Origin of the sequence: Pseudomonas sp. NPDC089534, assembly GCF_044749305.1 — a bacterium.
GTDB lineage: Bacteria > Pseudomonadota > Gammaproteobacteria > Pseudomonadales > Pseudomonadaceae > Aquipseudomonas > Aquipseudomonas ekonensis.
In genome coordinates, this window is record NZ_JBIVHR010000008.1 from 38,700 (window position 1) to 50,157 (window position 11,458).

General features: G+C 65.6%; 9 protein-coding genes. 6 read left to right on the forward strand and 3 right to left on the reverse strand.

The window, feature by feature from the left end; genetic code table 11:
* Window positions 1-154 precede the first annotated feature (154 nt).
* Window positions 155-1,210 carry a biotin synthase BioB gene (gene bioB, locus ACIP0B_RS03860; RefSeq protein ID WP_400829925.1) on the reverse strand — a complete coding sequence of 352 codons (1,056 nt, stop codon included), beginning with the start codon at window positions 1,208-1,210 and terminating at the stop codon, window positions 155-157.
* A 91-nt stretch (window positions 1,211-1,301) separates the two neighbouring features.
* Here bioB and ACIP0B_RS03865 point away from each other — a divergent pair, with 91 nt between their 5' ends.
* From ACIP0B_RS03865 to rarD, 5 genes are all read left to right on the forward strand, one after another.
* Window positions 1,302-2,057, forward strand: coding sequence for a ComF family protein (locus ACIP0B_RS03865; RefSeq protein ID WP_400829927.1), 756 nt, complete (start codon window positions 1,302-1,304; stop codon window positions 2,055-2,057).
* A gap of 58 nt (window positions 2,058-2,115) precedes the next feature.
* A complete protein-coding gene (locus ACIP0B_RS03870) occupies window positions 2,116-2,880 on the forward strand; it encodes a TOBE domain-containing protein (protein WP_400829929.1) in 765 nt (254 codons plus the stop codon).
* Window positions 2,881-2,950: 70 nt separating this feature from the next.
* Window positions 2,951-4,852 carry a PhoX family protein gene (locus ACIP0B_RS03875; RefSeq protein WP_400829931.1) on the forward strand — a complete coding sequence of 634 codons (1,902 nt, stop codon included), beginning with the start codon at window positions 2,951-2,953 and terminating at the stop codon, window positions 4,850-4,852.
* 157 nt (window positions 4,853-5,009) lie between these two features.
* On the forward strand, window positions 5,010-5,984 hold the full coding sequence (locus ACIP0B_RS03880) for a serine/threonine protein kinase (RefSeq protein ID WP_400829933.1): 975 nt from the start codon (window positions 5,010-5,012) through the stop codon (window positions 5,982-5,984).
* A 151-nt stretch (window positions 5,985-6,135) separates the two neighbouring features.
* Window positions 6,136-7,023, forward strand: a complete 888-nt coding sequence (gene rarD, locus ACIP0B_RS03885) for an EamA family transporter RarD (RefSeq protein ID WP_400829934.1) — start codon at window positions 6,136-6,138, stop codon at window positions 7,021-7,023.
* Window positions 7,024-7,245: 222 nt separating this feature from the next.
* Here the strand turns inward: rarD and ACIP0B_RS03890 are convergent, their stop codons facing one another.
* On the reverse strand, window positions 7,246-7,764 hold the full coding sequence (locus ACIP0B_RS03890; RefSeq protein WP_085693851.1) for a glycine cleavage system protein R: 519 nt from the start codon (window positions 7,762-7,764) through the stop codon (window positions 7,246-7,248).
* A gap of 588 nt (window positions 7,765-8,352) precedes the next feature.
* On the opposite strand from ACIP0B_RS03890, the gene ACIP0B_RS03895 reads away from it, so the two are divergent.
* Window positions 8,353-10,530, forward strand: a complete 2,178-nt coding sequence (locus ACIP0B_RS03895) for a malate synthase G (protein ID WP_400829936.1) — start codon at window positions 8,353-8,355, stop codon at window positions 10,528-10,530.
* A gap of 306 nt (window positions 10,531-10,836) precedes the next feature.
* Here the strand turns inward: ACIP0B_RS03895 and ACIP0B_RS03900 are convergent, their stop codons facing one another.
* Entirely contained in the window at window positions 10,837-11,295 is a 459-nt protein-coding gene (locus ACIP0B_RS03900; RefSeq protein WP_400829937.1) for a response regulator, read from the reverse strand.
* Window positions 11,296-11,458 lie beyond the last annotated feature (163 nt).

Sequence of the window (11,458 nt, forward strand, 5' to 3'; positions counted from 1 at the left end):
CCTCGGCTTTCAATTGACACGGATCCCCTGCGGGCGGGGGCTGCCCGCGAAAGCGTCGGCGCATCCGGCATCGGTGCTGCCTGACGCTCCGCTTTCACGGGCAAGCCCGCTCCCGCAGGTCTTTTGCATTCCGCCAGGGGAATGCGCGCGAACTTCAGACGGCGGCGTTGTAGAACTGCTCGCTGTTCTTCTGCTCCACCAGGGCCTGCTCGATGGCGGCCTGATGCACCTCATCGGAATGCTCTTCGCGGGCCTCAGGCTGGATGCCCAGGCGCGCGAACAGGCGCATGTCCTTGTCGGCCTGCGGGTTGGCGGTGGTCAGCAGTTTCTCGCCGTAGAAAATCGAGTTGGCGCCGGCGAAGAACGCCAGGGCCTGCATCTGCTCGTTCATCGCCTCGCGGCCGGCGGACAGGCGCACATGGGACTTGGGCATCAGGATCCGGGCCACGGCCAGCATGCGGATGAAGTCGAACGGATCGACGTCTTCGGCGTTCTCCAAAGGCGTGCCGGCGACCTTCACCAGCATGTTGATCGGCACCGACTCCGGGTGCTCCGGCAGATTGGCGAGCTGGATCAGCAGGTTGGCGCGGTCATCGAGGGACTCGCCCATGCCGAGGATGCCGCCGGAACAGATCTTCATGCCCGCATCGCGCACGTAGGCCAGGGTCTGCAGGCGCTCGCTGTAGGTGCGGGTGGTGATGATGCTGCCGTAGAACTCGGGCGAGGTGTCGAGGTTGTGGTTGTAGTAGTCGAGGCCGGCCTTGGCCAGCGCCTGGGTCTGCTCCTGGTCGAGGCGGCCCAGGGTCATGCAGGTTTCCAGGCCCAGGGCCTTCACGCCTTCGACCATCTTCAGCACGTAAGGCATGTCCTTGGCCGACGGGTGCTTCCACGCCGCGCCCATGCAGAAACGGGTCGAGCCGATGGCCTTGGCCCGGGCGGCCTCTTCCAGCACCTTCTGCACTTCCATCAGCTTCTCTTTTTCCAGCCCGGTGTTGTAGTGGCCGGACTGCGGGCAGTACTTGCAGTCTTCCGGGCAGGCGCCGGTCTTGATCGACAGCAGGGTCGACACCTGGACGCGGTTGGCGTCGAAGTGCGCGCGGTGCACGGTCTGCGCCTGGAACAGCAGATCGTTGAACGGCTGGACGAACAGCGCTTTGACTTCGGCCAAAGACCAGTCGTGACGCAGGGTGGCAGTGGTGCTCGCGCTCATGGGCGTTTCCTTGGTTATGCTTGGCTGGCGCCGCAGGCAATGGAATACCCACAGGCGCGACACGGATGTTCGGCATATTTAAGGAAGAGCGATGCACTGTCAACCACATGACAAAAATCAGGTTTACATCTGGTTAAAAAACAAACAAACCTGTTTGCTCTGCGATGAGCCGGCCGAGGCCGACATCCCTCTCTGTACCGCCTGTGAAACCGAGCTGCCGTGGCTGGGCGACCAATGCCGCACCTGCGCCCTGCCCTTGCCCGCGGCAGGCCTGACCTGCGGCGGTTGCCTGAAGGATCCGCCGGCGTTCGAACAGGTCGCGGTTCCCTGGGGCTACGGCTTTCCGGTGGACAGCCTGATCACCCGTTTCAAGCACAACGCCAAATGGCCGTTTGGCCACCTGCTCGCCGACGTTCTCGGACAATTCCTCCACTATCGCTTCGACGAAGGCTTGCCGCGCCCGGAGGCCCTGCTGCCTGTGCCCCTGGCGGACAGGCGCTTGCGCCGAAGAGGGTTCAACCAGGCGCAGATGCTGGCCCGCTGGCTCGGCAAACGACTTGAGCTGCCTTGCGAGGAAGGTACGCTGCGGCGAATCCTCGACACCGACGCCCAGCAGGAGCTGAACGCGAAAGCGCGCAGACGCAATCTGCGCAATGCGTTTGCCCTGGCACCGGGAGCGGCGGTCGAGGGCCGGCATCTGGCGCTGGTCGATGATGTGCTGACCACCGGCGCCACCGCCCATGCCCTCGCCCGCCTGCTGCGCGACGCCGGTGCCGCACGCGTGGACGTCTACTGCCTGGCCCGCACGCCGAAGCCCGATCCCCTGCAGGCGCTGCGCGTGGCTTGACTCTCGCCGCGCAAGCCGCCAACTTCACACCCCACCGCCCGAGCCCAAAGCCACCGCCATGTCCCTGCCCACCCTGTTGTCCCAGCACATCGCCCGTCGCCCGCAGCGCATCGCCCTGCTGCAGCACATCGCCGAACAGGGCTCGATCACCCGCGCCGCCAAGAGCGCCGGCCTGAGCTACAAGGCCGCGTGGGACGCCATCGACGAACTGAACAACCTGGCGCAGAAGCCGCTGGTGGAAAGGGCCGTGGGCGGCAAGGGCGGCGGCGGAGCGAAGCTGTCCGAAGAGGGCGAACGGGTGCTTCGCCTGTACCAGAAGCTGCAGGCCTTGCAGGCCCAGGTGCTGGAGGCCGCCGAGGACGCCAGCGACCTGGACCTGCTCGGCCGGCTGATGCTGCGCACCAGCGCCCGCAACCAGTTGCACGGCAAGGTCGTGGCCATCGAAGGCCAGGGCCGCAACGACCTGATCCGCCTGCAACTGGCCGAAGGCCTGAACATCGCGGCCCAGATCACCCACGACAGCACCGTGCACCTGGAGCTTGAGCCGGGCACCGGCGTGGTGGCGCTGATCAAGGCGGGCTGGCTCGAACTGCTGGGCGATGAACAGGCGGCAACACCCGGTCACAATCTTCTGGACGGCACCCTCGAAGCGATCCTCGACGCCGAGGACGGCCCCAGCGAGGTGCGCATCGCCCTGCCCAACGGCCAGACCCTCTGCGCCCTGGCCGAGCCGCTGGAACTGCGCACCCGCGGCCTGGGCCAAGGCCGGCCGGTGCGCGTGCAGTTCTCGCCCTCCAACGTGCTGATCGGCACGCCGCTCTGACAGGCGCCTGCAACGAAAGCGTCATCGACCCGCATTAAGGTGGCTGCCAAAACCATGCAGGGAGCCTGATGTGAGCCTATTAGAAGAAAACCAATCCACCGACCTCGAAAAAATGGTCGGCCTCAGCCGCCGCGGCTTCATCAGCGCCGGCGCGCTGTGCGGCGCGGCGATGTTCCTCGGCGGCAACCTGCTGAGCCGCAGCGTCCTGGCCGCCGGCGTCAGCGCCGGCAACGGCCGTCTGCTGGGCTTCGACAGCATTCCCGCCGCCACCGCCGACACCATCAGCCTGCCCAAGGGCTACAAGTCGTCGGTGCTGATCAGCTGGGGCCAGCCCCTGCACAAGAACGGCCCGGCCTTCGACCCGAGCGGCAACGGCACCGCCGCCGCGCAGGAAGTGCAGTTCGGCGACAACAACGACGGCATGAGCCTGTTCGAGTTCCCCGGCGACAAGAACCGTGCGCTGATGGCGATCAACAACGAATACACCAACTACCGCTACCTCTACCCCCACGGCGGTACGCCGCAGTCGGCCGAAGACGTGCGCAAGGCCCTGGCCTGCGAAGGCGTGTCGGTGATCGAAGTGCAGCGCAGGAACGGCCAGTGGCAGTTCGTCCAGGGCTCGCGCTACAACCGGCGGATCCACGGCAACTCGCCGCTGCGCATCAGCGGCCCGGCCGCCGGCCACGAGCTGATGAAGACCAGCGCCGACAAGCACGGCAAGAAAGTCCTCGGCACCTTCCAGAACTGCGCCAACGGCAAGACCCCGTGGGGCACCTACCTGACCTGCGAAGAGAACTTCACCGACTGCTTCGGCAGCAGCAACGCCCAGCAACAGTTCGATCCGGCGCAGAAGCGCTACGGCGTGTCCGCCGCCAGCCGCGAGATCAACTGGCACCCGCACGACCCGCGCTTCGACATGGCCAAGAACCCCAACGAACTCAACCGTCATGGCTGGGTGGTGGAGATCGACCCGTTCGATCCGCAGTCGACCCCGGTCAAGCGCACCGCCCTGGGCCGCTTCAAGCATGAGAACGCCGCCCTGGCCGAAACCGACGACGGCCGCGCCGTGGTGTACATGGGCGACGACGAACGCGGCGAATTCATCTACAAGTTCGTCAGCCGCGACCGCATCAACCACCGCAACCCGAAAGCCAACCGCGACCTGCTCGACCACGGCACCCTGTACGTGGCGAAGTTCGACGCCGGCGACGGCAACCCCGACCACCCCAAAGGCCAGGGCCAGTGGATCGAACTGACCCACGGCAAGAACGGCATCGACGCCAGCAGCGGCTTCGCCGATCAGGCCGAAGTCCTGATCCATGCGCGGATGGCCGCCACCGTGGTCGGCGCCACGCGCATGGACCGCCCGGAGTGGATCGTAGTCAGCCCCAAGGACGGCCAGGTCTACTGCACCCTGACCAACAACGCCAAGCGCGGCGAAGACGGCCAACCGGTGGGCGGGCCGAACCCGCGGGCGAAGAACGTCTACGGGCAGATCCTGCGCTGGCGCACCGACCGCGACGACCACGCGTCCAAGACCTTTGCCTGGGACCTGTTCGTGGTCGCCGGCAACCCGGGTGTGCACGCCGGCACGCCAAAGGGCGGGTCGTCCAACATCACCCCGCAGAACATGTTCAACAGCCCCGACGGGCTGGGCTTCGACAAGGCCGGACGCCTGTGGATCCTCACCGACGGCGACACGAGCAACGCCGGCGACTTCGCCGGGATGGGCAACAACCAGATGCTTTGCGCCGACCCCGCCACCGGTGAAATCCGCCGGTTCATGGTCGGCCCGATCGGCTGCGAAGTGACCGGGATCAGCTTCTCGCCGGACCAGAAGACCCTGTTCGTGGGGATTCAGCATCCGGGCGAGAACGGCGGCTCGACCTTCCCCGAGCACCTGCCCAACGGCAAGCCGCGCTCGTCGGTGATGGCGATCACCCGGGAAGACGGCGGGATCGTCGGCGCCTGACCGGCCCTCATCGCCAGCAGGCTGGCTCCCACAGGAAATGGGGGCGCCAGCCTGCTCCGGGCGGCGATCCGACGATGGCGCCGGCACAGACACCCACCGCCCTCCTGCGTTACCATGCCGGGCCGGACGCGGCCGCCTGCCGCGCGCAGGAGTCAGCATGGCCCACCCGTTTGAAACCCTCACCCCAGACCTCGTGCTCGATGCCGTCGAAAGCATCGGCTTCCTCAGCGACGCGCGCATCCTGGCGCTCAACAGCTACGAAAACCGCGTGTACCAGGTCGGCATCGAAGGCAGCGAGCCGCTGATCGCCAAGTTCTACCGCCCGCAGCGCTGGAGCGATGCGGCGATCCTGGAAGAGCACCGCTTCACCCTCGAACTGACCGAATGCGAGATCCCGGTGGTGGCGCCGTTGATCCACAACGACGAAACCCTGCATGCGCACCAGGGCTTCCGCTTCACCCTGTTTCCGCGTCGCGGCGGCCGGGCGCCGGAGCCGGGCAACCTCGATCAGCTGTACCGCCTCGGCCAACTGCTCGGACGCCTGCACGCCGTGGGCTCGACCCGGCCGTTCGAGCACCGCGAGGCCTTGGGCGTGAACAACTTCGGCCATGACTCGCTGGACACGCTGCTGCAAGGCGACTTCATCCCCAAGAGCCTGCTGCCGGCGTACGAGTCCGTCGCCCGCGACCTGCTCAAGCGCGTCGAAGACCTCTACGCCGCCACCCCGCACCGCAACATCCGCCTGCACGGCGACTGCCACCCCGGCAACCTGCTGTGCCGCGACGACGTCTTCCACATCGTCGACCTCGACGACTGCCGCATGGGGCCGGCAGTGCAGGACATCTGGATGATGCTGGCCGGCGACCGTCACGATCGCCTGGGGCAACTGGCCGAACTGATGGACGGCTACAACGAATTCCACGACTTCGACCCGCGCGAGCTGGCGCTGATCGAACCGCTGCGGGCCCTGCGCCTGATGCACTACAGCGCCTGGCTGGCCCGGCGCTGGGACGACCCGGCGTTCCCCCGCAGCTTCCCGTGGTTCGGCAGCGAGCGGTACTGGGGCGATCAGGTGCTGGCCTTGCGCGAGCAAACGGCGGCGCTGAACGAAGAGCCGCTGAAACTGTTCTGATCCCGCGCCTTCAGCCTGCAAGTGCCCCCTGTGGGAGCGAGCCTGCTCCCACAGTTCTTTGCCCGCGAATCCCTGAGCGATCGACTGCGACATTCCCGGGCGAAACTCCTTACAATCCCCCCTTTGTTAGCTGCCTAAGCAAGGACTCTGCATGCAAGCCGCCAACCCGCGCCGCGGGTACATCCTGGGACTGAGCGCCTACATCATCTGGGGCCTGTTCCCGCTCTACTTCAAGGCCATCGCCGCCGTGCCGGCCGTCGAGATCATCATCCACCGGGTGCTCTGGTCGGCGCTGTTCGGCGCGCTCCTGCTGCTGGTGTGGAAACACCCGGGCTGGTGGCGCGAGCTGCGCGAGAACCCCAAGCGCCTGGCCATCCTTGCGCTGAGCGGCACCCTGATCGCGGCCAACTGGCTGACCTACGTGTGGTCGGTGAACAACGGCCGCATGCTCGAAGCCAGCCTGGGCTACTACATCAACCCCTTGGTGAACGTGCTGCTGGGCATGCTGATCCTCGGCGAACGCCTGCGGCGCATGCAGTGGCTGGCGGTGGCGCTGGCGGCCATCGGGGTGGCGCAGCAGGTGTGGCAGGTCGGCAGCCTGCCGTGGGTGTCCCTGGCGCTGGCGTTGTCCTTCGGCTTCTACGGACTGATCCGCAAGCAGGCGCCGGTCAAGGCCTTGCCGGGGCTGGTGGTGGAGACCTGGATGCTGGTGCCGATCGCGCTCGCCTGGCTGCTGCTCAACCCGACCGCGACCAGCGCCCAGGCCGAGTTCTGGAGCACGTCCCAGGCCTGGTGGCTGGTGGCGGCCGGCCCCGTGACGCTGGTGCCGCTGGTCTGCTTCAACGCCGCCGCGCGGCACCTGCCCTACACCACCCTGGGCTTTCTCCAGTACCTGGCGCCGACCCTGGTGCTGCTGCAGGCGGTGCTGCTGTTCGGCGAGCACCTGTCGTCGAGCACGCTGGTGGCGTTCATGTTCATCTGGGCGGGTCTGGCGGTTTACAGCGTCGACGCCTGGCTGAGCCTGCGCCGGCGCAGCTGATCAAAAAACGAACACCCCTTCGCAGGCCACGGTTCTCGTGGCCTGCACCGTTCCTTCCCAAGGTTATCCACAGCGTGATCCCCGCCGATTGTGCGCAAGTCGCTGATTGGCGGTGATTTTTTGATCAATCTTCGCCAAGCCACGGAAGACGTGGCCTGGCGGGCGGTCTCTACAGGTTATCCACAGCCAGGTTCAGTTTTTCACGGGATAACCTGTCCGGCGCTATGGATCGGTGCGCAGCACCAGTTCCACCATCAGGTCGTCGGCCAGGGTCTCCAGGCGCGATTGCAGCACATCCAGCGACAGGGTCAGCGGCACGGCCAGGATCGCCTCGGCGTGGAACAGCGGCTCGCTGCTCATCGGCGCCGGACGCACTTCGGTCACCAGCCGCTCCAGGTTCACGCCCTGTTCGCTCAGCAGGCGGGTGATGTCCCGCACGATGCCCGGGCGGTCGTTGCCCACCAGTTCCATGGCGATCGGTTTCCAGGTGCAGGCCTGCTCGATGCCGCTCTCGGCGATCTGCACGCGGATACCTTGAGCCGACAGTGCCTGTAGGGAATCGACTAAAGCTTCGTAAGCCTCCGCCGGCACGCCCACCCGCAGGATCCCGGCGAACTGCCCGGCCATCCGCGACATGCGGCTCTCCAGCCAGTTGCCGCCGTGCTCGGCGATGCATTGGGCGATGCGCTCGACCTGGCCCGGCTTGTCCGGCGCGAAGACGGTGAGTACGAGGTGATCCATGGCGCAGCCCTCAGTCATGATTTTTGTTATGGAAAGGCAAGTATAGGCAAGCGGGCCGACTGTGCGGCGGGGCCGCCGACGCCGACAGACCTGTGGGAGCCAGCCTGCTGGCGATGGCGCCTGCATGGGCGCCGCAGGAGGTGGCCGGTCTATGTGTGCGCAGGAGCGGGCGCGGGCCCGATCACGGGCAAGGGCGCCGACGACCCCCGGCCACAGAACAAATCGTGTACAACTTTTTATATTTAACTGGAACAATCCAGCACTTTTTTGAGAACATCCCGTTCCGCGCCGTGACCGCAATGCGTCATGGGGTCGCAGAACGACGTAATTAGTCTGATTTTCACAACCGCAAGTCATCATGTAGTATGCCGCAGCGCGCACTACATAATGTTGGACCGATGTCTGCCCAAGGCACGTCCGCAGCCCCGAAAGCCCCGTCAGCAAGGCCCCAAGCCGTTGATTGGATGCCAACCCAGCCGCCCGCGAAGGCATGTACTGGTAGAGGGGTTTGTGGTTTAAATGGCCAGAGGCTTCATTGTCAATTTGAAGAGCTGAAAAGCGAAATAGCTGAGCAGAGTGAGGCAAGCAATGACTGAACACGTTCAAGTCGGTGGCCTTCAGGTCGCCAAAGTCCTGTTCGACTTCGTGAACAACGAAGCCATTCCCGGTTCCGGCCTCACCGCCGAAAAGTTCTGGGAAGGCGCCGACAAGGTCATCCACGACCTGGCGCCGAAGAACAAAGCCCTACTCGCCAAACGCGATGATTTCCAGGCCCGTATCGACGGCTGGCACCAATCCCGTGCCGGCCAGCCTCACGACGCCGCGGCCTACAAAGCCTTCCTGCAAGAGATCGGTTACCTGCTGCCCGAAGCGGCCGACTTCCAGGCAACGACGCAAAACGTCGACGACGAGATCGCCCGTACCGCCGGCCCGCAACTGGTCGTGCCGGTGATGAACGCCCGCTTCGCCCTCAACGCTTCGAACGCCCGCTGGGGTTCGCTGTATGACGCCCTGTACGGCACCGACGCCATCAGCGAAGCCGGCGGCGCGGAAAAGGGCAAGGGCTACAACAAGGTGCGCGGCGACAAGGTCATCGCCTTCGCCCGCGCCTTCCTCGACGAAGCGGCGCCGCTGGCGTCCGGCTCCCACGTCGACTCCACCGGCTACAGGATCGTCGACGGCAAGCTGGCTGTCTCGCTCAAGAACGGCAGCGAGACCGGCCTGCGCAACCCGGCGCAGCTGATCGGCTTCCAGGGCGACACCCAGGCCCCGTTCGCCATCCTGCTGAAGAACAACGGCCTGCACTTCGAGATCCAGGTCGACGCCAGCACCCCGGTCGGCCAGACCGACGCCGCCGGCGTCAAAGACATCCTGATGGAAGCGGCGCTGACCACCATCATGGACTGCGAAGACTCCGTGGCCGCCGTCGACGCCGACGACAAAGTGGTGATCTACCGCAACTGGCTCGGCCTGATGAAGGGCGACCTGGCCGAAGAGGTGGCCAAGGGCGGCCAGACCTTCACCCGCACCATGAACCCCGACCGCACCTACACGAAGGCGGACGGCAGCGAACTGACCCTGCACGGCCGCTCGCTGCTGTTCGTGCGCAACGTCGGCCACCTGATGACCATCGACGCGATCCTCGACCAGCACGGCAACGAAGTGCCGGAAGGCATCCTCGACGGTCTGGTGACTTGCCTGGCGGCGATGCACAACCTCAACGGCAACACGTCGCGCAAGAACACCCGCACCGGATCGATCTACATCGTCAAGCCGAAGATGCACGGCCCTGAAGAAGCGGCGTTCACCAACGAACTGTTCGGCCGCATCGAAGACGTGCTGGGCCTTGCGCGCAACACCCTGAAGGTCGGGATCATGGACGAGGAGCGCCGCACCACGGTCAACCTCAAGGCCTGCATCCAGGCGGCCAGCGAGCGCGTGGTGTTCATCAACACCGGCTTCCTCGACCGCACCGGCGACGAGATCCACACCTCCATGGAGGCCGGCCCCGTGGTGCGCAAGGCCGACATGAAGGCCGAGAAATGGATCGGCGCCTACGAGAACTGGAACGTCGACATCGGCCTGCGCGCCGGCCTGCAAGGCCGTGCGCAGATCGGCAAAGGCATGTGGGCAATGCCCGACCTGATGGCGGCGATGCTCGAACAGAAGATCGCCCACCCGCTGGCCGGCGCCAACACCGCCTGGGTGCCGTCGCCGACCGCCGCCGCGCTGCACGCGCTGCACTACCACAAGGTCGACGTGTTCGCCCGCCAGGCCGAGCTGGCCAAGCGCGAGCGCGCGTCGGTGGACGACATCCTGACCATCCCGCTGGCGGTCAACCCGACCTGGACGCCGGAGCAGATCAAGCACGAACTGGACAACAACGCCCAGGGCATCCTCGGTTACGTGGTGCGCTGGATCGACCAGGGCGTGGGCTGCTCGAAGGTGCCGGACATCAATGACGTCGGCCTGATGGAAGACCGCGCGACGCTGCGCATCTCCAGCCAGCACATCGCCAACTGGCTGCGCCACGGCGTCGTCACCGAGGCCCAGGTGATGGAAAGCCTCAAGCGCATGGCGCCGGTGGTGGACCGTCAGAACGCCGGCGACCCGCTGTACCGTCCGCTGGCGCCGGACTTCGACCGCAACATCGCCTTCCAGGCGGCGGTCGAACTGGTGATCGAAGGCACCAAACAGCCTAACGGCTACACCGAGCCGGTGCTGCACCGTCGCCGCCGCGAGTTCAAGAAGGCCAACGGCCTGTAACCCGCGCCGACGCCGGACACGAAAAAGCCCTGGCCTTGCGGTCAGGGCTTTTTTTTGTGTGCCGGTCCGGTGCCTTGCCCCTGCCCGGCGGCGCCTTGACTGACGCCATCGCCAGCAGGCTGGCTCCCACACGGGATCTTGGGTGAATGCAGTACCTGCGAACGCTGCAAGGCCAGGTGGGAGCCAGCCTGCTGGCGATGGCGTCAGCGGGACCACCGCGGATCAAGACTGTTTCTCCCGCAACGGACAGGGAGCCGGGATCAAAAGAGGGGGCAGATACCGGCCTCGCAAACCTTCACGACAAGGTCAGGGCCCCATCCCCAATTCACGCCTCACCAACTGCAGCAGGTTGGCCGTGTCGATGGGCTTGAGCAGGAAGTCCACCACGCTCAGGTGCATGGCGGCGATGGCGTCCTTCACGGAGGCATCCCCGGAGACGATGATGATCGGAAGGGCTGCGCGCTGCGATTCGCGCACCCGGCGAATCAGCTCCAATCCCCCCACATGCTCCATGCGCAGGTCGGTGATCACCAGCCCGATCCGCCGCTTGTTGTCCGTATCGGGCATCAGCATCCTCAGCGCTTCCTCGCCGCTGGAGGCCGTCATGCAACCGATGCCGTCCAGGGCGAGGATCTCGGCCAACAGTTCACGGGCGTCCTTGTCGTCATCGACGATCAATACCCGTTGAGGCGGCAGCTCGGGCTCAAGCATGACGTCCCGCAGCGCCTCCTGTTCGGCGTCGCTCAAAATATCGTGATCGGACATGGCGTTCTCTACGTATACAAGTCGTTCCCCTGGCACAGTGGTCAGACATCGCTGGGCAGAGCTTCAATGTGCACTTCGTCGGATTGTTTTCCAAGGGGCCGGAAAAAGAAAATCCGACTGATAACGTAGGGCATTTCCGAAATTACCCGAACGGCAATGCCTA

Coding starts and splice junctions, on each gene's coding strand:
- bioB (WP_400829925.1), bottom strand. CDS start 1,210: ATGAGCGCGAGCACCACTGCCACCCTGCGTCACGACTGGTCTTTGGCC.
- ACIP0B_RS03865 (WP_400829927.1), top strand. CDS start 1,302: ATGCACTGTCAACCACATGACAAAAATCAGGTTTACATCTGGTTAAAA.
- ACIP0B_RS03870 (WP_400829929.1), top strand. CDS start 2,116: ATGTCCCTGCCCACCCTGTTGTCCCAGCACATCGCCCGTCGCCCGCAG.
- ACIP0B_RS03880 (WP_400829933.1), top strand. CDS start 5,010: ATGGCCCACCCGTTTGAAACCCTCACCCCAGACCTCGTGCTCGATGCC.
- rarD (WP_400829934.1), top strand. CDS start 6,136: ATGCAAGCCGCCAACCCGCGCCGCGGGTACATCCTGGGACTGAGCGCC.
- ACIP0B_RS03890 (WP_085693851.1), bottom strand. CDS start 7,764: ATGGATCACCTCGTACTCACCGTCTTCGCGCCGGACAAGCCGGGCCAG.
- ACIP0B_RS03895 (WP_400829936.1), top strand. CDS start 8,353: ATGACTGAACACGTTCAAGTCGGTGGCCTTCAGGTCGCCAAAGTCCTG.
- ACIP0B_RS03900 (WP_400829937.1), bottom strand. CDS start 11,295: ATGTCCGATCACGATATTTTGAGCGACGCCGAACAGGAGGCGCTGCGG.